Raw genomic sequence first — 19756 nt, forward strand, 5'->3', positions numbered from 1 at the left:
ATGAAACCGTTATGGAGGTGCTGCAAATGACAGCTAAAATAAGCATTCAGCATGTGCAGAAATCGTTTCGAATCCAAAGAAATCTGGGGCATTTGAAAGAAGATTTACAGCCGATTTCCGCCCTAAAGGATATCAATTTGGAGGTGAAAAAGGGCGAGTTCATGGTCATCGTTGGCCCAAGCGGCTGCGGCAAATCAACATTGCTCGACTTACTTGCGGGCTTAACGAAGCCAAGCAGCGGGCAGATTTTGTTAGATGGCAAGGCCATTACTGGACCGAATCTGGATCGCGGTATCGTGTTTCAGCAGTATGCGCTTTTCCCGTGGAAAACGACACTCGCGAATGTGGAATTTGGCCTCGAAGCCAAAGGGGTGGGACGCAAAGAACGCCGCAAAATTGCCCTAGAATTTATTCATCTGGTTGGGCTTGCCGGCTTCGAAAACCGTTATCCCCATGAGATTTCAGGAGGCATGAAACAGCGGGTTGCGATCGCCAGAAGCTTAGCTTATGATCCTGACGTGCTGCTTATGGATGAACCCTTTGCGGCGCTTGATGCGCAGACACGGGAGACCCTGCAAAGCGAACTGCTGCGTATTTGGGAGGCTACGAAAAAAACGATCATTTTCATCACGCATGGCATTGAAGAAGCGGTTTATTTAGGCCAGCGTGTCGCTGTCATGACTTCTCGTCCAGGGAGAATCAAGAAAGTCATTGATATCCCTTTTGAATCCCGAAGAAGCGAAGAAGATTTGCGATCTCATCCTGACTTTGTCAAGCTGCGCCATGAGGTGTGGGATTTGCTTAAAGACGAAGTAACGAGAGCTCAGGAGCAAGAGATAGCCAAAAGCTTGGATAGCTTTGAACCCAATAAATCTGCGTTAAAAGGAGGCGTTATGAATGGCTAGTGTAAATGCGGGGAAAGCGCTGGTTCTTCGTGAAAAAGGAAGCTTTGATGCCGCCCTATGGTCCTTAGCCAAGCTAAGAAAGCTTTTCAAAAATACCATTGTCATCGTTGCGTTGCTCTTCGTATGGGAAGTGACGCCTCGCTTAGGGTTCGTTGACCGGACGTTCTTCCCTCCGATCTCCGAAGTAGCGGCTGCTTGGTGGCAGCTGCTGCTGTCGGGTGATCTTGCCGAACATACGATAGCCAGCTTATCGCGTTCTTTGGGCGGATTTACACTGGCAATCCTCATCAGCATCCCTCTTGGTCTCGCCATTGGCTGGTGGAAGCCCGTATCAGAGTATCTCAATCCCTTGCTTGAATTATTGCGAAATACGGCTGCGCTTGCTATACTTCCGGTTTTCATTCTATTGCTCGGTCTGGGTGAAACCTCGAAGATTGCTATTGTTTTCTACGCTTGCACGTTCCCCCTTCTGCTCAACACCATTAGCGGTGTCAAAAATGTCGATCCACTTTTGATCAAATCAGCTCGTTCGATGGGTTTATCGCCAATCAGCTTGTTTCGCAAAGTGATTATTCCCGCTGCAACTCCGACTATTTTCGTAGGCATTCGACAGGCTGGGGCTGGCTCTATTCTCGTGCTCGTTGCCGCTGAGATGGTCGGTGCGAAATCCGGTCTCGGTTACTTAATTCAATACACACAGTTCAATTTTCAAATTACGAATATGTACGCAGGCATTATCTCTATTTCGGTTATTGGTTTAATCATTAATTACCTGCTCGTTACGCTGGAGAAGAGATTAACGGGCTGGAAGCAAATCTATAGCGAATAAAAAAATTAAAGGGTGCGTGAGTGATCATGAGCAAAGCGAAAAGACAGCTGCATTTAAATGTATTTATTATGAATACGGGACATCATGAAGCATCATGGCGGCATAAGAACACAGAGCCGGAGAATATTACGGATATTCGATATTTTCAACGGATTGCACAAATTGCTGAACAGGCTAAATTCGACTCCCTCTTCTTAGCGGATGGATTGGCTGTCAGTCAAAACATTAAACATGGCGCGTTTGTTGGGCTTGAACCCTTCACTTTGCTATCAGCCTTAGCCGCGGTAACCGATCATATCGGACTTATCGGCACCGTCTCTACAACGTATAACGAACCCTTTCATGTTGCCCGCAAATTTGCCTCGTTGGATCACATAAGCAAGGGGCGAGCAGGCTGGAATATCGTTACATCCGGAAGCTCTTTTGAGGCTAGCAATTTCAGCAAAGATGACCATTTGGAGCACAGTAAGCGCTATGAACGGGCCAAAGAGTTTCTTGACGTAACGACCAGTCTGTGGGACAGCTGGGAAGATGAAGCCCTGATCATCGATCGAGAGTCGGGCACCTTCGCGGATCGAAGTAAAGTCCGGGAAATCAATCATGTCGGCGATACCTTCAAAGTGCGCGGACCTCTGAATATACCAAGGTCTCCGCAGGGATATCCTGTGCTTGTTCAAGCGGGCTCCTCCGAGTCCGGCAAAGAATTTGCCGCTCAATATGCGGAGGCGATATTCACTGCACAGCAAACACTTATTGAGGCCCAGCAGTTTTATTCGGATGTAAAATCAAGACTGGCTAAGTATGGCCGATCTCCTGAGCAGCTGAAAATCTTACCGGGCATCTGCCCTATTATCGGTCGCACCGAGTCAGAAGCCAAAGAAAAAGAGCAAGAATTAAACGAATTAACCGTACCGGAATATGGACTAAATCAGTTGTCCAATATGTTGAATATTGATTTATTCTCTTATCCGTTGGATGGACCTCTGCCGGAGCTGCCAAACTTGTCCGACATCAACGGGAATAAAAGCCGCTTCCAGTTGGTCGCTGATCTAGCGAAGCGCGACAATTTAACCATACGCGGGCTGCTTCATCGTCTAGCTGGAGGGCGCGGTCATCGTACGTTCGCTGGTACGCCTATCCAAATAGCTGACCAGTTGGAAGAGTGGTTCTTACACGGCGGCAGTGATGGCTTTAATGTGATGCCGCCTTATTTACCAGCCGGTTTGGATGAATTCGCGCAGCTAGTCATACCGGAGCTGCAGCGAAGAGGATTATTCCGAACGGAGTATTCAGGAACTACCCTGCGGGGTCATTTGGGCTTGCCCCGACCTGCTAATCAGTATGCGACTGCTGCCGTTGAAGGCGTATAAATATAATTAAATGGAGGTAATTCGTATGAGTACAAATGAACAAGCTAAGGTAACTCCCAGTCACATTGAGGTGCTTCCGGTCAGTCATTTTCATTCGTGATCAGCATCAGCTGGATGACGCGGGACAGAAGCTTTTGCTCGCCTGCTTGGTGATCCTGTTGCTCATCCGACGGTGCCAATTAAAACTGGAACCGATTATGTGCTTAAGCTTGATTCGGCTCATGGCGGGCGGGCCGATTCTTGGCATATTGATGTGACCTTCGTCGATGCTTATCCGCAGGCTTCTATTCTCCGTGCCGTTGTAGTTCCCGCTTCCGGCGGAGATACGGTTTGGGCGAATACGGCTGCAGCTTATGAGCACCTCCCTTCTGAATTGCGTACCCTCGTTGATCAGCTCCAACTTATACTCTCATATCTACTGAAAAAGCCTGCATAAGTGCAGTCTTTTCAATCGATTCCGACGATTATGGAGGAATTCCTGCAAATATACAGTATTATTGCAGCATTTCTGCTTGTACCTGAGAAGTAGCTGCGAAAAAGTGTATTTTTGCAGGCATTTTATTTACCGAGCTAAATTAGAGGTAAAAAGGATGTATACATGCAGCGATTCTGCGAAGGCGGACCCCGTCGAGATGAGACGAACGGTTTCCCCTCTCCGACACACTGCTCGATGCAGTCTTTATTTGGTCCCCTAATCGACTTTCATCATTAGGCGAATTGAAGAAGTTGACAAGGATAAACGACTCCGTCGTCCTTAAGGGACGAACGCGTTTGTCTAGGTAGATGTGAAGTAAAAGTATAATACTTATACTTTTACTACAAAAAAAGCCCGCAGGTGAACTCACCCACAGACTTGATTACTAACGCTGCTTCTTACCCAGATTCAGCTCTTTCATGATTTGTTGGCCTGTTGGTGTCTGAGCTAAGCCACCTTTGGCTGTCTCCCGGTGTTTCTCCGGCATAGCCGTGCCTACTTCGTACATCACTTGAACGACTTCATCCGAAGGGATGACGGATCTGACACCGGCCAAAGCCATATCGGCAGCTGCCATGGCATTGACAGCCCCAAAACCATTACGGACAATACAAGGAATTTCAACCAAGCCACCAACGGGGTCGCATATGAGCCCCAAGGTGTTCTTAAGCGCAAGCCCCACTGCGTGCATCGCCTGTTCAGGCGTTCCGCCGCGAAGCTCCACTAGCGCACCTGCCGCCATACCAATGGCAGACCCAACCTCAGCTTGGCATCCACCTTCTGCACCAGAGACGAAGGAGTTGTTGGCAATGACATAACCAATGGCACCAGCGCTCAACAAACCATTGACCATATGGTCGTCATCCCATCCAAATCGCTGCTGACTGCTAATGAAAACACCTGGGATAATCCCGCAAGAGCCAGCCGTCGGCGTAGCGATGATGCGTCCCATGGATGCGTTAACTTCTGACACAGCGAGTGCATAAGCCATCGCTTTGCAGGCTTCTTCGCCTAAGGACGCTTCTGTCGTTGTCATATAGCTCGCAACACGCTGAGCATCTTTTCCCGTCAACCCGCTTCGGGATGTTGTATCCTCCGTCAATCCTTTAGCGACAGCTTCTTTCATGATTTGGTAATACGCCCGCATTTTTTCAAAAACATACTCAGGTGGTTTGCCCGATTCTTGGCTCTGATCAGCCAGCATGACTTCTGCAATGGATAATCCTTCGGAAGCGCATACTTCCGTTAATTGTTTCAATGTCCGGAATCTCATTTATTCGCCTCTTTCTGCGAGGTCTACTTTTTTTATTTCGAATATCATACTTAAATTCTCGAGTTCTTGTATAAGCGAATCCGGAATCGATACATCCGTTTCGATCACGGTCATCGCTTCCCGATCGCGGCCCTTCCGATCCAAATCCATGAATCCAATATTGATTTCGTTGCGCCCCAATAATGCGGTAATATCAGCAATCATCCCAGGACGATCATGATGGGAAATCACTAATGTAGGATATACTGCAGTAAATTTTACATCAAATTGATTCACATTAACAATCTCAATATTACCTCCGCCGATCGATGCTCCCGTCATTCTCAATTCACGTGTATCGGTAGAAAGTATGAATCGAACGGTGTTGGGATGATCAGCTTTATCTTTACTTGTAAGGAAGGCAATCTCCACACCAAGCGCTTCTGCCTCTTCGGCAGCAACAGGAATACGCGGATCATCGGTTTCATAATCCAGTAGACCGCCAATAAGCGCCAAATCGGTGCCATGCCCCCGGTAAGTATCGGCGAAAGAACCGAATAGCGTGATTTCAACCTTCTGCGGTTGTTCGCCAAGCAGTTGTCTGGCTACACGTCCTAGCCGGACCGCTCCTGCGGTATGAGAGCTTGATGGACCGATCATAGATGGTCCGATGATCGAAAACACATCTTTAAAACGCATCATGCAGCTCTCCTATCTTATAGTGTTATTACCTTTACTATCATTGTATGAAGCGAAAACAATAAAGACAAGTCTTCAATGCGTCCATTTATTCCTAAAATGATCACAGTCATCATAGTAACATATTCGACGGCAATTCGCTTTTACATGTGAAAAAGCAATCTTTCCCTTGTGGTCTACCATGGACTTATTTGATTTGGCTGCCAACACTCATTTTGCGAAGATATTGTTTAGGGGTACACCCGTTGAATCGTTTGAACAACTCGTAAAAATGGGCCATATTCTCTATCCCAATAGATTCCGCAATTTCGCCCACACTGCGGGTTTCGGTAACGAGCATCCGCTCCGCTTTGGCAATACGCTTTTGATTGACGTAATCGGTAAACGAGGATCCCATCTTTTTTTTGAAATATTTCGAGAAGTACGAGTAACTCATGCCGGCGATTTGACTCGCCGCTCCTAGGTCTATTTTTTCAGTTAAATGTTCGTCCACAAAAGCTACTAGCAACCGAATGATATCAGCATCAGCATCAACATTGACATGCGTCATCAACAACTCCCGGTTGTCATGGCGAAGCAGCAGCAAGAGCAGATGCTTAATATGCATGCTGACTGCGATTTCATAGCCTTTATTTTTCCCCATAACCTCATGATGTGTATCTGTGATAATCATGCCAATTTCCTTCTTCACCTTTTCATTTTCCCGAAAAATGTAATTCAGCTCTTCTAGAGGATGAAATATTTCCAAAAAATGCCGGTAATACATCATCATAGCCGGATCGAAATAAGGCTGCAGGTCGATGTGCAGCACGATGTAGACGAGATCCTTATCTCCGATCTTTCGTCCTCTATGCAATTGGGAAGAACCGATAACCACCACGTCCCCAGCATTAAGCGGGTAGACATGATTAGGCGTCTGAATTTCATGAGTCCCTTCTTCAACCAAAATGAACTCAACCTCTTTATGGTAATGCCAGGGATTCACGTCTTTCTGTTCTTTTCCCGACTGGGTAAATCGCCACACCTTCATACATAACGACGAGTTCTGATAGGGGATCGGCTCTTTAAAAATTTCCATAGATTCAATCACCGCACTTTCAAACAGCACTAATATGGATATAAAAAGAATAAATGTCCGCATATACGGTATCTTGCAATACGTATATCATATAACTTAGTTAAACATATTTATACAATAAAGTAAGGAGTGAATTTTGCATGAAAGTAGCCATACTCGGTTGCGGGGGAATGGGAAATGTACATGCCTTCTGTTACTCGAACATGCCGGATGTGACGCTGGTTGGCGTCTGCGATACGGATTTTGAGCTGGCGCAAGAACTATCCCAGAAAACGGGAGCACTTGCCTTTACTTCCTTTGAAGCCATGCTGATTGAGACGGATTTCGATGTCGTCAGTGTGACATTGCCAAGCTTCTTACATAAAGAATATACGTTGAAAGCGGCAGAAGCCGGAAAACATGTGATTTGTGAAAAACCGCTCGCGCTGGATTTAAAGGATGCAGAAGCGATGATCCGCAGCTGCGAACAACATGGCGTTCGTCTTTTTGTCGGACACGTTGTTCGTTTTTTCCCCGAATATGTGCAAATGAAGCAAGCCATCGATGAAGGGAAGTTAGGCCGGGTCGGCGTAGCTCATGCCAAACGGATAGGCTCACATCCCGGCAATCTCAGACCTTGGTTCTACGAAGCGGATAAAAGCGGCGGCGTTATTGCCGATCTCATGATACACGATATTGACTTTTTTCGCTCAGCGATCGGTGAAGTTAAGTCGGTATATGGCTTGAATCAACGCGTCAATGATATCGACTACGCTCTGGTCACTCTTCTTTTTGAAAACGGGGCAGTGGCCAATCTGGAAGCATTTTGGGGATATCACGGACCGTTCCAAACCGCTGTGGAAATTGCCGGCAGCAAAGGTATCATACGCAGCGACAGCCAAAAAAGCAGTTCTTTGCAAATCTGCAAGGCCCCTTCCGATTCAGAGGGCAGACGTTTCGCTGAAGTTCCGCAAAGTCCGGGATTTAAAAGCCCCTATGAATTGGAATTATCTCATTTCATTCAATGCATACGAGATGGAAGCGAACCCATCGTAACGGCTAACGATGCTTACAAGGCGCTAGAAATTACCATGGCTGCGCTGGAGTCGGTACGGACAGGAAAGTCTGTGGGGCTGCTCTTGAGTTCAAAGCTTGGGGAGGAGACAGCATGAAGAAATTAAAAGTAGGTATGATCAGTTTTGCACACGGCCATGCATACTCTTATTTGAATTCGCTTAGGGCCATGCCGAGTGTGGAAATCACTGGTATTGCAGACGAAGTTAAAAGCCGTGTAGAGGAAGTAACAACCAATTATGGCTTACCATATTTTGAAAATTATCAGGATTTGCTCGCTACAGGTATTGACGCAGTCGTCATTTGCTCGGAAAATGCCCGTCACGCAGAGATCACGATAGCGGCGGCGAAATCCGGCAAGCACGTGCTCTGTGAAAAGCCGCTTGGCATATCCGTCTCTGAAATGGAAGCCATGATTTCTGCCTGTAAGGAAAACGATGTACAGCTTATGACTGCGTTTCCATGCCGGTATCTGGCTTCGGTGATTAAAGCGAAGGAAGCGGTCGAGCTTGGCGAGATCGGTGATATTATAGCCATTAAGGGAACCAATCGCGGATCGCTTCCTTCCGGTTGGTTCCTCCAATCGGAGTTATCCGGCGGCGGAGCCTTGTTGGATCATACCGTACATGTCATGGACTTGATGAATTGGATTACCCAATCCGAGGTGAAAGAGGTTTACGCCTATTCAGCCACTTTGTTTAACGAAAACCTGGATATCGATGATACAGGTATGATTCATGTCAAGTATGCTAATGGGGTGTTTGGCGTCTTAGACACAAGCTGGTCGCGGAACTCGGCATTCCCTACCTGGGGAGATGTGACGATGACGATCATCGGTACGAAAGGTACCATATCGGTTGATGGTTTTGCCCAAAAAAACGAGCTATATAGTTTGGAAAATGGAAAGGGCATATGGAATTTCTGGGGAGACTCCATGGATGATTACTTAGTGAAGGCCTTTGTTCATGCTCTGCTCAATGGCGAACAGGTACCGATCACTGGGGAAGATGGATTACGTTCAACTGTTGTCGCCTTAGCGGGTTACAAATCCGTGGAACTGGGGCAGCCCGTTTTGTTAGTAGACTTTTCCTTCCTCCCCACTTGAATGGGAACGTTGATGCTCTATTTTGTTCAAAAGTGGCAATCATACAAGCGTTGCGGAACGACGATCCGCTATATTCCCCTTGAGAGCCGAATATCAGCCTGAAACGGATAAATAACGTACTCACGTTCCCTTAACGCTCAAACAGGCAGCTATTTCGGCGAATAGCGCATCGTCGTTTCCACTTCACTAATTTTTCTCAGATCATTATGCGCTTGGTGTTGGCTATCCTTGATATGGTTCAGTTCGGCACCTAGCTGCAGCGTGTCATTGGCGATTACTTTAACGCCATCCGATAGCGATTCGCATCACTCGGATTAGGGATAATCATGATAGAGGGCAGATTTTTCAATATGCGGACAAAAAGGTTAAGATTTAATGAACGCGAACAAATGTTCTTTATTTTTCTTCGAAAATATGGTAATAATAAGAGGTAACCTATTTGCGTGAAGCAAAAACCAAGGAGGAATTTAATATGACAGTAAAATTAACAGCCTATCTAGTGATGGATGGCACTGCGCAGGAAGCTATTCAATTCTATGAAAAGGCACTGGATGCCCAAGTTCTTTTCTCGCAATCTTTCGGTGAGATGCCGGCTAACCCAGATTTTCCTTTACCGGAGGATGCTAAGGGGCGTATAGGACATGCGATGCTGCAAGTTGGCGAGTCTAGCTTGATGTTTTCCGATACATTTCCAGGGCAGACTGTTCAAAAGGGCGATAACGTGACTGTCTGTATTACATCGGGTGATAAGGAAAAATCACAACAGTTCTACAATGCCTTGAAGGAAGGCGGCCAAGTCATTATGGAGCTCCAAGAGACTCATTTCAGCCCCGCATATGGTCAGGTAAAAGACAAGTTCGGTGTTACCTTCCAAATATTCACAGAAGGCACATCCATGTAATTGGCAAAAAAACGGCCCTGCTCGCATCCGCTGCGACAGAGCCGTTTGTTGTTCAGGAGTACCAAAAAAGCGCATATTCGGTCATCACAGATGCGTATCCCATTTGACGCAGCATAGCCGTAATATTGCCGCGGTGATAGGTTGCGTGATTGACGACCTGCAGAACCATTTCAGATAAGCTGGTATCACGCGGTCTCGTATAAGGATTATCGAGCATAATCCTCTTCTCCATATCTTCCTGTTGGTTCAAGAACGTTTTAAACCCCTCTGATACCTGGACATACATTTTTTCCATTTCCTCCAAGCCTTTCGACTCCACACCAGCAGTCAATTGAGCTGAATCGGCCATTGCTTCCCTCATGCTTTTACCGGAAATAATGTCTAACCAGCACGCATCCACCAAGTAAATATGAGCGATCGCCTTGGATATCGTAGAAAAAACGCTTTGAATCTCCTTATTATAAACGTCCTGTGGAAGTTCTTTTAATCGATTCAACATGGTTTGATTCGCCCATACGTGGTAATCGTACATTTCTAGTGCAGGATGAGTCATAGTTATCGTCTCCTTTTTCACTGTTCTTGCGTCATTTCAAGTGTTACCTTTATCATACAGCAAATACCCTGACAGCCTTATGTCAGGGTATAAATAATAAAAACCCCATGTAGGGGTTTTCTCGTACAGTTAAAGCAATGGATCTTCGGTTCACATTTGTTCACGTTCACGTTGTTCCTGAACCACTTGAAACCAATCCCAGCCACATACAAAGATGATAATCAAAAATAGAATAATGCCTAACGCATTCCACCAACCACTTTCCCGAATATCTGGAAAAGCACCAGTTACAAGAATCAATACTGGGATGAGCCACACTACATTTCTCTTCTTTAAACGAATCCACTTTAGTCTAAGCAAGACGTACTATCCCCTATTTGGTAAGTAATATGGTTTGATCCTCGTATAACCTTCGAACCCATATAACTCTTTATGACCGTCTTCATAGCCAGAAAACTCATCCAATATGTGGAAGTAAACTCATCTCATTTAAATATTCGTGTTCGGCGTATCGACAATATCCGGATCTATGGTATTGGTGCTGCCGTTTAAAACACTTTGGACACTTCCAAAGCTATCGCCAGGGGAAAAGGAGTTAGCTCCCGCGAAGATTTTCGAATTGCTTGATAGATTAATAATGAAGGTATCTCCGATCTGGACATTTGAACCCGAGGTGACACTGTTGATCTTGATAGCACCATTAACAATTGAAGGCATTCTTCAGACACCCCTCTCAACCCTAAGACAGTGTATGTGCAATTCTGCCTAATTGTCACCTCAAGCTGCCAACTCACTCTTTACTCAAAAAACCTCGGACAATCCTTACATATTCATGGGTTTCTTCTAAATAACTCATATGAGAACTATGTTCGAAAACATGGAGCTCAGACGCCGGGACAAGAGATTGATAATAGTGGGTTGACTCTGGAGACGCTTCGTCATAACGCCCACAAACGAAGATCGTCGGTATTTGGATTTCATGAAGTTGTGGCGTGCAATCGTATGTTTTCAGATTGCCTTGCGGACTGAATTCAGAAGGTCCCCACATCGTCATATAAACGTCCTTATTTGCTTTTGTACGGCTCTCGGCAATGATTGAAGGCAGAGGGTCCAGTCTGCACACATGCCTTTTGTAGTATTCGTTCATGGCTTCTTGATATTCTTCTGAATCCGTTGTACCTTGTTCCTCATGACGCGTGATCTTAAGTTGAACATCCTCGGGTAATTGAGCCAAGAAATGGTCCGCGTCTTTTTTCCAACGTTCCGCACTGAGACATGGACTTGATAAAATAACACTGCGAACACCCGAAGGCTTGCGGTCTATTAAGTAGGACGCTGCCAGCATGGTTCCCCACGAATGGCCCAAAAGATGAATTTCTTTCAAATCAAGCGCTTCCCTGATAGCTATTAACTCATCTATAAACCGTTCCGTTCTCCATAATAATGGATCCGTTGGTCTATCTGAATTCCCAGAACCAAGCTGATCGTAGAAAATGACTGGCCTCTCGTCAGCCAAGACGTGAAGAACAGATTTTTGCGGATCATGTGTATTACCAGGTCCGCCGTGTAGGACAACTACAGGCGTTTTATTTCCATCGCCAATTTGCGTATACCAAACCCTGCCTCCATTGACGTCTATATAACCTTCAATTTGTTTCAAATGACTTGCCTCCACTTCATTTCTTCAAAATAAAACCAGAATCAGCTTATTCATCCATAAGCATTAATTCTGGTACAGACAGCGCCATAGAAATATTGCACAACATCCCTCTAGCAAGAAAAATCAAGGTTCTCTCATAAGGTTTTTCATAGCCAGCCCGCTTAAAAGCTTCTAGGACCACCTGATGAACATCCCGATATCCCTTCTGCATGACCTCAGCGATCATATCCTCTTTTATCGTTTGAGCTTGCATTTGCAGCAGCGTTTCATTTTGATAAGATTTCATAATATGAATATAAGCATCAACCAGTTCTTTCTCAAGCTGATCAGGAGCAACGGTCTCAATAACCGCGCGGAAAGCCTCAAGAATTCGTGTCCAAGACACTTCGAGCGCTTCTTGCAGCAGTGCTTCTTTCGTTGAAAAAAACCGAAAAACATAAGGCTGAGAAATTTGTGCGCGTTCTGCAACTTTAGCTGTCGTTGCACGGTAATAGCCTATTTCAGCAAATACTTCGATTGCCGCGGATACAATATCTACTCGCCGATTGACCGAAGTTGGAGTATTCTTTGTCATCATTTATTCCACCTTTAAAGTTACATACATTTGTTATTGATCAATTACTAATCTAATATTAGCTTATCGGAATTTAATTTGCAAATAAACTAGTTCCTCCATGAGTGAGGTATGTACATGCCAAATCGACCAGATCCTTCAGAATTGAAAGAGGCAAGTTGCCATAGCAACCTGCCTCTCACCCTTTAAAAATTTAAATCAAAATCACATCTTCTCTTATAAGCAATTGTTCCTTAGACAAGAGGTGCGTCAATCAATGTTGCGAAATTAAATCGGTGCACATGACCATCATTTAAGGTGGTTTGGCCCGTAACAAAATGTACGTGTTTGCCGTTTCCGACTGAAATAGCCGGTCCGGTTCTAATCTTTTTCAGATTATGAAAATGGTTTAAGAAATCAGTTTTCGTGAGATCAATCTCGTGGACATGGCTTGTTCCTACCCGAATCGCTTGTCCTGTAACACCTGCAAAGCGATGGTTATGTCGATCAGCGCCTTCTTCAGCTAGTTTCGTACTACCTTCAAATTCATGTACGTGCCTCTGTACGACTAATCCTGTTCTTTTCTTTATGGTTAGCTTTTTCTTCTGCATCCGTTGCATGCCTCCTTAAGATGATGTCGCTTCACAACATCCTATTAAGGAAACCAGATATGAGTGCTAGGTAAAAATATAATTGTGTACTTTTCAGCTTTGTGATGTTGTAGAATGTGCAACAATTGCTGCCCAGATCCCGCCTCTCACCCTTCGTTGTTGCATAATGTACAACAATTGAGGCCAATATAGGCGATTTTGCAATAAATGGGTTCGAAATGTTGTACGAACTGCAACTTGAAGCCGCAAAATAGCCTTTAAGCGTGCGAATTGTTGTAGAATTTACAACACTTGTAAACACTCAGCTCATCAAAAGCCATATTGGGAGTTAGCTTTGCCTTCTTCCCCAACCCGAAAAAAAAGCTGTCTCAAAGTCAATTGACTTTTAAGACAGCCATCCCATTCCTTAAAATGAAAAAGGCCTATCGATGATAGACTTCAAATGGTATAATAACCCTCGTACAAACTGAACTTGGGTGGTCGGCATCCTCCAGAAAGGAGGTAATGCCTATGTCATTTTCATTTCATGAGTTGATACTGTTCGGGATGTTTATTCTCGCGCTGTTGACATATATGAAAAGAAAATAACCCCACTCAGGTTAGCGCCATAGGGTAGGGGTTATTCATTCCGGTATCTCACTCGGAGTGTCTCCATCCAAGTGTTGTGCAGGAGACGGACCGCGAATCCGTCTCTTTGTTATTTTTACTCTAACATATCCCAAACATACCCGCAAATTATTTTCGATCTATTCGATTTCTTTATTTCTTTAATCAAAATCATACCGCTCTTCGGCCCACGGATTCCCATACATATGGTAACCATTCCGCTCCCAAAAGCCTGGCTTATCCTTCGGCATAAACTCAATGCCGCGCAGCCACTTCGCGCTTTTCCAGAAGTAAAGATGCGGCACGACCATGCGAACCGGAGCCCCGTGATCAGGTGTCAGCAGCTGGCCATTGTGCCTGATACCCAGAAAAGACGTCTCACGGAGGAAGTCCTCGAGCGGAAGATTCGTCGTCCAGCCATGCTCAGCATGCAGCATAACATGGGTAGCTTCCGGCTTCAGCTTCACTTTGCTCATAAGCTCAGAAACAGCAATGCCTTCCCACACATTGTCCAGCTTGGACCATGTGGTTACGCAGTGAATGTCGTTAGCGAACTCTTTGCGCGGAAGAGCCATGAAGTCTTTGTAGGAGATCTGGAACTCTTCCTCAACCAAACCAAAGACACGCAGATCCCATTTGCTCATATCATTATAATAAGGCACGGTCCCGTAATGAAGCACAGGCCAGCCTTGTGTCAGCGTTTGACCAGGGGGAACACGGTCATTGTGCTCCTGTGGCTTTTGCCCGAATAACATGAGAAACCCTCCTTACTAATCGTTACCGATGTAAGATGCATATTCAGCTGGAGTAAGTAAGCCTTCCAAAGCTTCAGCACCTGAAACTTCGACTTCAACCATCCAACCCTCACTGAATGGCGCACTGTTCACCAACTCAGGTGAACCTTCCAAGGAACTATTTACTGCAATTACTTTGCCCGAAATAGGCGAGAAAATATCCGAAACCGTTTTAACCGATTCTACACTGCCGATGCTTTCATTCGCGGTAACGGATGTTCCGACTTTAGGAAGCTCCACAAACACAATATCCCCCAATTGATCTTGGGCAAAATCAGTAATGCCTACGCGAACTACTGTATCCGATAGCTTCTCTACCCACTCATGCTCTTTGGTATAAAATAAATTGGCTTGTACTTCACTCATCGATTAACGCCTCGCTTACCAGCAAATTTTGCTTTTAGCTTAATCTAATGGGAACATCAAAGTCAAGGTGGTCGCAGTAAATTTTGCCAACACGGCCGGACTAAGGCGTCAAGTCTCGCTTTTCAAAAGTTTCAGTTGACAATTCACACCAATTTGGGCACATAATAATACTATAAACTAAATTGAATATTGGCGAATGATGGTATAGGGAGAGACCGCAGGGCAAGCTCGCGGCGCCGAAGGAGTAAGCCCAAAGCGGTGAATCTCTCAGGCAAAAGGACCTGTATCGGACGCAACTCTGGAGAGCTTCGAATTTCCGCGAACAGCGGGAAAACGGACACCCAAGGGGAAACTTGACGGGCTTAGGTCTAGGCGAGGTAACTCTCAGGTAAAAAGGACAGGGCAAAAGGTATGTTTGTGTTGCATACTTTTTGCTCTTTTTTTGCATTTTTTGGCTTATATTTCGGGCAAAATAGCAATGTCAACTATCGAAGGTGAGGTTACGAGCATGCTAAAACGAACACCGCTCTTCCCGATTTATGCAGAGCATGGAGCGCGAGTCATTGATTTTGGAGGCTGGGAGCTGCCCGTGCAGTTCGCTGGTATTCAAAAAGAACACGACGCCGTCAGGCAGCAGGCTGGACTTTTTGACGTGTCCCATATGGGGGAAGTCCGAGTAAGCGGAGAAGACGCCCTCCCTTTTCTGCAAAAAATAACAACGAATGATGTGTCCAAGCTGGAAGCAGGTCAGTGCCAATATAGCCTTATGTGTTATCCGACTGGTGGCGTTGTAGACGATTTACTTGTTTACAAACTTGGTGATAACAACTACATGCTGGTCATCAATGCATCGAATATTGATAAAGATGTGGAATGGATGCAGATGAACCTCACGGGCCGGGTGGAATTAGTCAACATTTCGGAGGAAACGGCGATGCTCGCGCTGCAGGGACCGCATGCGGAACAGATCCTCGCTAAAGTTACAGACGCACCGATTCAATCCTTAAAAGCGTTCCGTTTCCTTCAAAATGTTGAGGTTTCGGGAATTCAGGCACTCGTTTCGCGCACAGGCTACACTGGGGAAGATGGATTTGAGCTGTATATTGGCAAGGACGATGCGATAAAGCTATGGAATCTGCTGCTGGGTGTTGATCAAAATCTTAGTCTTGTACCCGTTGGTTTAGGTGCTCGCGATACCTTACGTTTTGAAGCTCGTCTCCCCCTTTACGGACAGGAGCTTTCCAAGGATATTACACCGCTTGAGGCAGGGCTTTCGTTTTTTGTGAAGCTGGATAAGGGAGATTTCATAGGTCGCGACGTGATCGCTGCTCAAAAGGCAAACGGTACGCCTCGCAAACTCGTTGGCATCGAAATGGTCGAACGCGGCATTCCGCGTCCGCATTATGCCGTTTTCAATACGGATGGTCAACAGATCGGTGAAGTCACGACAGGGACACAATCTCCTACTTTCAAAACGAATGTGGGCTTGGCTTTAATCGATTCCGCCTACAGTGCGCTGGGCACGGAATTGAATGTGGGAATTAGAGGGGCGCAGGTCAAAGCTAAAGTCGTTGCCACCCCTTTTTACAAAAGAAAACCGTAAGCCATTCGTCTCAAGAGAGGAGCAAGCCGCCATCATGAAGCACCGCTATTTGCCAATTACGGAACAGGATCAGAAAGAAATGCTGGAAACCATCGGCATCTCATCCATGGAGGAGATGTTTCAAGATATACCTCAGAAGGTTCGCTTTCAAGGCGAACTGAACGTATCAAAGGCGCTGGATGAGCAAGGACTGCTGCGCTATATGCGCGGTCTGGCGGGTCGCAACGCCGACTTTGACCGGTATGCCAGCTTCCTCGGTGCTGGCATCTACGATCATCACCTTCCGGTGGTGATCAATCACGTCATCTCGCGCTCAGAGTTTTACACAGCGTATACGCCCTATCAACCGGAAATCAGCCAAGGCGAGCTGCAGGCGATTTTCGAGTTCCAGTCGTACATCTGTGAGCTCACCGGCATGGCCGTAGCGAACGCTTCGATGTACGATGGCGCAACGGCGCTGGCCGAAGCCGGCGCCCTGGCAAGCGGAGCGACGAAGCGCAGCCGTCTGCTCGTCTCCCGCGCGGTGCACCCGGAAGCGCGCGCGATCTTGCGCACCACCGCCCGCGGGCTGAACTTGGAAGTGGTCGAGATCGGTCTCACGCCAGAGGGCGTGACCGACTTCGAGGACCTCACTTCCAAGCTCGAGGGCGACGCGGCTGCCGTCATCCTCCAATCGCCGAATTTCTTCGGCTGCTTGGAGGATATCGGGACCGCTGAGCCCCTCACGCATGGCGCGGGCGCACTGCTCGTCGTGAGCGCGAATCCGCTCACGCTCGGGCTGCTCGAGGCGCCGGGCAAGCTCGGCGCTGACATCGTCGTCGGCGATTGCCAGCCGCTCGGCATCCCAGCTGCGCTGGGCGGACCGACGTGCGGCTACTTCGCCGTCGCCGAAAGCTGGATGCGCCGCATGCCGGGGCGCATCGTGGGCCAAACAGTTGACCGCGATGGCAAACGCGGTTTCGTTCTTACGCTCCAAGCGCGGGAGCAGCACATCCGACGTGAGAAAGCCACGTCGAACATTTGCTCCAACCAAGCGCTTCTCGCGCTTTGCGCATCCGTGTACTTGTCCACGATGGGCAAGCAGGGCATTCAGGACGTTGGCAAGCTGTGCGTCCAAAAAGCCCACTACGCGGCGAACCGCCTAGCCGCATCTACGAAATTCTCGCTGCCATTCGCAGGCAGCTTCTTCAATGAATTTGCCGTCAAACTGCCGGACGGCACGAATGTGCAGGAGCTGAACAGTAAGCTCCTTAAGCATAACATCATCGGCGGCTACGACCTCGGCCGCGATTATCCCGAGCTCGCCGGCCATATGCTGATTGCCGTCACTGAGCAAAGAACGCGCGAAGATATCGATGCCTTCGCAGCTATACTGGAGGAACTCGTATGAGCGAAAACAACGTGAACGTGAAATCCGACGGCAAAGCTCTCATCTTTGAAATGAGCCATCCAGGTCGTGTCGCCTATTCGCTGCCTGAATCCGATGTGCCAGAAGTCAACTTGAACGATCTCTTGCCAGCCAAGTTTCAGCGTCAGAACGAACCTGACCTGCCAGAAGTATATGAAGTAGACGTCATCCGTCACTATACGGCCCTTTCTCGTCGTAACTTCGGTATCGACAACGGCTTCTATCCGCTCGGTTCGTGTACGATGAAATACAACCCAAAAATCAACGAAGACGTAGCCCGCTTCCCTGGCTTCGCCAAAATACATCCATACCAACCGGAAGAATCGCTGCAAGGCGCGATGGAGCTGCTCTACAATCTCCAAAATGACCTTGAAGCTCTAACCGGTATGGACCGTGTAACCCTGCAGCCGGCGGCTGGCGCTCATGGCGAGTGGACCGGATTGATGATGATCCGCTCTTACCACGAGAGTCGCGGCGAGAAGCGGACCAAAGTCATCTGTCCCGACTCTGCGCACGGCACTAACCCTGCCAGCGCGACTGTTGCCGGGTTCGAAACCATAACCATCAAATCGGGCGAGCGCGGCCTCGTGAATCTCGATGAGCTTCGCAAAGCTGTTGGTCCCGATACCGCGGCGTTAATGCTAACGAATCCGAACACACTCGGCTTATTCGAAGAACAAATCGTCGAGATCGCTGAGATCGTGCATGCCGCAGGCGGACTGCTCTACTATGACGGCGCTAACGCTAACGCCATTATGGGCATTACTCGCCCCGGCGACATGGGCTTCGACGTCGTGCATCTCAATCTGCACAAAACCATGAGCACCCCGCACGGCGGTGGCGGACCTGGAGCAGGCCCCGTTGGCGTCAAAGAAAAGCTGATCCCATTCTTACCCACTCCACTCGTTGCGAAACGGGAAGACGGCAGCTTTAATTTCGACTACAACTACCCGCAAACGATCGGCCGCGTCAAAGGCTTCTACGGCAACTTCGGCATCCTTGTCCGTGCGTACACCTATATTCGTACACTCGGTCCAGAAGGGTTACGCAAAGTATCCGAGTTCGCTGTCTTGAATGCGAACTACATGCTTGCTAGACTGACACCATACTTTGATGTGCCTCATCCCCGCTTCTGTAAGCACGAATTCGTGCTTTCCGGTAACCGCCAGAAGAAGCTCGGTGTACGCACACTCGACATCGCCAAAAGATTGCTCGATTTCGGCTACCACCCGCCAACGATCTACTTCCCGCTCAGCGTTGAAGAATGCATCATGATCGAACCAACAGAAACCGAAAGCAAACAAACCTTAGACGAATTCATTGACACAATGATCGCCATTTCCAAAGAAGTCGAAGAAAACCCGGATCTCGTCAAAAATGCTCCCTATACCACCGTCGTCAGCCGTATGGACGAAGCGCTTGCTGCCCGCAAGCCTGTCCTGAACTGTTCTTGCGGATAAATAACCAAGATACAACAAACCCGCCATTCAAGCTGTTTCAGCAGCTGAAGTGGCGGGTTTTATTTATCTTCCTATTTGCACTATCCCTTTTACTCAGAAAGGAAGAGTAATTGGTTTAGCAGTGCTATATAATTGATGTATATAGTTCGTTGTCGTCGGGGCGGAGCGTTATCATATCTTTCTGGAATGCTTTTGATTTACGTTAGTACGAATCAGGATAGTTCTATGTAGTTTCGATAGTTCCACGAAATGCAATAATTACCATTTTTATCCATTTGATTCTGTTGTTCAATGAACTTTTTCTTGTCTCCTTTCTTCCCATTCAGTCCTTTTCAAAAACATTTTTCTGTGCAGTCTACAAAATTACCTCTTTAGCTTCTTCGAACATGAACCAAAGGGATAGTACACATAAAAATTCTCAATCAAGACTAACTCCCCTCACCACGTCTATCCTGAACCAAGGGGATAGTGCCTG

General features: G+C 47.0%; 20 protein-coding genes, 1 pseudogene and 1 riboswitch. Of the genes and pseudogenes, 10 read left to right on the forward strand and 11 right to left on the reverse strand.

All coding sequences use genetic code 11. From position 1 onward, the window contains the following. Positions 1–26: 26 nt before the first annotated feature. The 4 genes and pseudogenes from ASG93_RS21355 to ASG93_RS21370 all read left to right on the forward strand — a co-directional run. On the forward strand, positions 27–905 hold the full coding sequence (locus ASG93_RS21355; protein WP_056835000.1) for an ABC transporter ATP-binding protein: 879 nt from the start codon (positions 27–29) through the stop codon (positions 903–905). Further along, positions 898–1734 carry an ABC transporter permease gene (locus tag ASG93_RS21360; RefSeq protein ID WP_056835002.1) on the forward strand — a complete coding sequence of 279 codons (837 nt, stop codon included), beginning with the start codon at positions 898–900 and terminating at the stop codon, positions 1732–1734. The genes ASG93_RS21355 and ASG93_RS21360 overlap by 8 nt, the downstream gene beginning before the upstream one ends. A 26-nt stretch (positions 1735–1760) precedes the next feature. Further along, a complete protein-coding gene (locus ASG93_RS21365) occupies positions 1761–3104 on the forward strand; it encodes an LLM class flavin-dependent oxidoreductase (protein ID WP_056835005.1) in 1344 nt (447 codons plus the stop codon). Between the two features lie 83 nt (positions 3105–3187). Further along, a pseudogene (locus ASG93_RS21370) lies at positions 3188–3510 on the forward strand (TauD/TfdA dioxygenase family protein); the annotation flags it as partial. A gap of 454 nt (positions 3511–3964) precedes the next feature. Here ASG93_RS21370 and sdaAA read toward each other — a convergent pair. From sdaAA to ASG93_RS21385, 3 genes are all read right to left on the reverse strand, one after another. Beyond that, entirely contained in the window at positions 3965–4852 is an 888-nt protein-coding gene (gene sdaAA / locus ASG93_RS21375) for an L-serine ammonia-lyase, iron-sulfur-dependent, subunit alpha (RefSeq protein WP_056835010.1), read from the reverse strand. Beyond that, on the reverse strand, positions 4853–5530 hold the full coding sequence (gene sdaAB / locus ASG93_RS21380) for an L-serine ammonia-lyase, iron-sulfur-dependent subunit beta (RefSeq protein WP_056835011.1): 678 nt from the start codon (positions 5528–5530) through the stop codon (positions 4853–4855). It lies immediately after the preceding gene. A 187-nt stretch (positions 5531–5717) separates the two neighbouring features. Continuing rightward, a complete protein-coding gene (locus tag ASG93_RS21385; protein ID WP_056835175.1) occupies positions 5718–6608 on the reverse strand; it encodes a helix-turn-helix domain-containing protein in 891 nt (296 codons plus the stop codon). Positions 6609–6748: 140 nt separating this feature from the next. Here ASG93_RS21385 and ASG93_RS21390 point away from each other — a divergent pair, with 140 nt between their 5' ends. The 3 genes from ASG93_RS21390 (at position 6749) to ASG93_RS21400 (ending at position 9667) form a co-directional block, all read left to right on the forward strand. Beyond that, entirely contained in the window at positions 6749–7759 is a 1011-nt protein-coding gene (locus ASG93_RS21390; RefSeq protein ID WP_056835013.1) for a Gfo/Idh/MocA family protein, read from the forward strand. After that, on the forward strand, positions 7756–8766 hold the full coding sequence (locus ASG93_RS21395; protein WP_056835015.1) for a Gfo/Idh/MocA family protein: 1011 nt from the start codon (positions 7756–7758) through the stop codon (positions 8764–8766). The genes ASG93_RS21390 and ASG93_RS21395 overlap by 4 nt, the downstream gene beginning before the upstream one ends. Before the next feature lie 472 nt (positions 8767–9238). After that, positions 9239–9667, forward strand: a complete 429-nt coding sequence (locus ASG93_RS21400) for a VOC family protein (protein ID WP_056835016.1) — start codon at positions 9239–9241, stop codon at positions 9665–9667. Between the two features lie 52 nt (positions 9668–9719). Here ASG93_RS21400 and ASG93_RS21405 read toward each other — a convergent pair whose 3' ends face one another. The 8 genes from ASG93_RS21405 to gcvH all read right to left on the reverse strand — a co-directional run bounded on the left by ASG93_RS21405 (position 9720) and on the right by gcvH (position 14810). Further along, positions 9720–10220, reverse strand: a complete 501-nt coding sequence (locus ASG93_RS21405) for a DinB family protein (RefSeq protein WP_056835018.1) — start codon at positions 10218–10220, stop codon at positions 9720–9722. A 150-nt stretch (positions 10221–10370) separates the two neighbouring features. Then, on the reverse strand, positions 10371–10580 hold the full coding sequence (locus ASG93_RS21410; protein ID WP_056835020.1) for a hypothetical protein: 210 nt from the start codon (positions 10578–10580) through the stop codon (positions 10371–10373). Positions 10581–10709: 129 nt separating this feature from the next. Further along, entirely contained in the window at positions 10710–10937 is a 228-nt protein-coding gene (locus ASG93_RS21415) for a spore germination protein (protein WP_056835022.1), read from the reverse strand. A 73-nt stretch (positions 10938–11010) separates the two neighbouring features. Then, positions 11011–11880 carry a proline iminopeptidase-family hydrolase gene (locus ASG93_RS21420; RefSeq protein ID WP_056835024.1) on the reverse strand — a complete coding sequence of 290 codons (870 nt, stop codon included), beginning with the start codon at positions 11878–11880 and terminating at the stop codon, positions 11011–11013. A gap of 46 nt (positions 11881–11926) precedes the next feature. Next, positions 11927–12454 carry a TetR/AcrR family transcriptional regulator gene (locus ASG93_RS21425; protein ID WP_056835026.1) on the reverse strand — a complete coding sequence of 176 codons (528 nt, stop codon included), beginning with the start codon at positions 12452–12454 and terminating at the stop codon, positions 11927–11929. A gap of 233 nt (positions 12455–12687) precedes the next feature. Next, positions 12688–13044 carry a YmaF family protein gene (locus ASG93_RS21430; RefSeq protein ID WP_056835028.1) on the reverse strand — a complete coding sequence of 119 codons (357 nt, stop codon included), beginning with the start codon at positions 13042–13044 and terminating at the stop codon, positions 12688–12690. Positions 13045–13811: 767 nt separating this feature from the next. After that, on the reverse strand, positions 13812–14405 hold the full coding sequence (locus ASG93_RS21435) for a sulfite oxidase-like oxidoreductase (protein WP_056835030.1): 594 nt from the start codon (positions 14403–14405) through the stop codon (positions 13812–13814). A 15-nt stretch (positions 14406–14420) separates the two neighbouring features. Continuing rightward, complete coding sequence (gene gcvH / locus ASG93_RS21440; protein WP_056835031.1) at positions 14421–14810, reverse strand: glycine cleavage system protein GcvH; 390 nt, start codon at positions 14808–14810, stop codon at positions 14421–14423. 196 nt (positions 14811–15006) lie between these two features. Then, positions 15007–15103, forward strand: a riboswitch (glycine riboswitch). A gap of 215 nt (positions 15104–15318) precedes the next feature. Between gcvH and gcvT the strand changes: the two genes are divergently transcribed. From gcvT to gcvPB, 3 genes are read left to right on the forward strand one after another with little or no spacing between them, the layout of a single operon-like run. Then, a complete protein-coding gene (gene gcvT, locus ASG93_RS21445) occupies positions 15319–16413 on the forward strand; it encodes a glycine cleavage system aminomethyltransferase GcvT (RefSeq protein WP_082615008.1) in 1095 nt (364 codons plus the stop codon). A gap of 34 nt (positions 16414–16447) precedes the next feature. Next, on the forward strand, positions 16448–17803 hold the full coding sequence (gcvPA, locus tag ASG93_RS21450) for an aminomethyl-transferring glycine dehydrogenase subunit GcvPA (RefSeq protein ID WP_056835036.1): 1356 nt from the start codon (positions 16448–16450) through the stop codon (positions 17801–17803). Then, on the forward strand, positions 17800–19281 hold the full coding sequence (gene gcvPB / locus ASG93_RS21455) for an aminomethyl-transferring glycine dehydrogenase subunit GcvPB (RefSeq protein WP_056835037.1): 1482 nt from the start codon (positions 17800–17802) through the stop codon (positions 19279–19281). The genes gcvPA and gcvPB overlap by 4 nt, the downstream gene beginning before the upstream one ends. Positions 19282–19756: the final 475 nt, after the last annotated feature.

The organism is Paenibacillus sp. Soil787 (assembly GCF_001429545.1).
Classification (GTDB): domain Bacteria; phylum Bacillota; class Bacilli; order Paenibacillales; family NBRC-103111; genus Paenibacillus_E.

Coding starts and splice junctions, on each gene's coding strand:
- ASG93_RS21365 (WP_056835005.1), top strand. CDS start 1,761: ATGAGCAAAGCGAAAAGACAGCTGCATTTAAATGTATTTATTATGAAT.
- sdaAA (WP_056835010.1), bottom strand. CDS start 4,852: ATGAGATTCCGGACATTGAAACAATTAACGGAAGTATGCGCTTCCGAA.
- ASG93_RS21360 (WP_056835002.1), top strand. CDS start 898: ATGGCTAGTGTAAATGCGGGGAAAGCGCTGGTTCTTCGTGAAAAAGGA.
- ASG93_RS21390 (WP_056835013.1), top strand. CDS start 6,749: ATGAAAGTAGCCATACTCGGTTGCGGGGGAATGGGAAATGTACATGCC.
- ASG93_RS21435 (WP_056835030.1), bottom strand. CDS start 14,405: ATGTTATTCGGGCAAAAGCCACAGGAGCACAATGACCGTGTTCCCCCT.
- gcvT (WP_082615008.1), top strand. CDS start 15,319: ATGCTAAAACGAACACCGCTCTTCCCGATTTATGCAGAGCATGGAGCG.
- gcvH (WP_056835031.1), bottom strand. CDS start 14,810: ATGAGTGAAGTACAAGCCAATTTATTTTATACCAAAGAGCATGAGTGG.
- ASG93_RS21405 (WP_056835018.1), bottom strand. CDS start 10,220: ATGACTCATCCTGCACTAGAAATGTACGATTACCACGTATGGGCGAAT.
- sdaAB (WP_056835011.1), bottom strand. CDS start 5,530: ATGCGTTTTAAAGATGTGTTTTCGATCATCGGACCATCTATGATCGGT.
- ASG93_RS21425 (WP_056835026.1), bottom strand. CDS start 12,454: ATGACAAAGAATACTCCAACTTCGGTCAATCGGCGAGTAGATATTGTA.
- ASG93_RS21430 (WP_056835028.1), bottom strand. CDS start 13,044: ATGCAGAAGAAAAAGCTAACCATAAAGAAAAGAACAGGATTAGTCGTA.
- ASG93_RS21395 (WP_056835015.1), top strand. CDS start 7,756: ATGAAGAAATTAAAAGTAGGTATGATCAGTTTTGCACACGGCCATGCA.
- ASG93_RS21400 (WP_056835016.1), top strand. CDS start 9,239: ATGACAGTAAAATTAACAGCCTATCTAGTGATGGATGGCACTGCGCAG.
- gcvPB (WP_056835037.1), top strand. CDS start 17,800: ATGAGCGAAAACAACGTGAACGTGAAATCCGACGGCAAAGCTCTCATC.
- ASG93_RS21415 (WP_056835022.1), bottom strand. CDS start 10,937: ATGCCTTCAATTGTTAATGGTGCTATCAAGATCAACAGTGTCACCTCG.
- ASG93_RS21385 (WP_056835175.1), bottom strand. CDS start 6,608: ATGGAAATTTTTAAAGAGCCGATCCCCTATCAGAACTCGTCGTTATGT.
- ASG93_RS21355 (WP_056835000.1), top strand. CDS start 27: ATGACAGCTAAAATAAGCATTCAGCATGTGCAGAAATCGTTTCGAATC.
- gcvPA (WP_056835036.1), top strand. CDS start 16,448: ATGAAGCACCGCTATTTGCCAATTACGGAACAGGATCAGAAAGAAATG.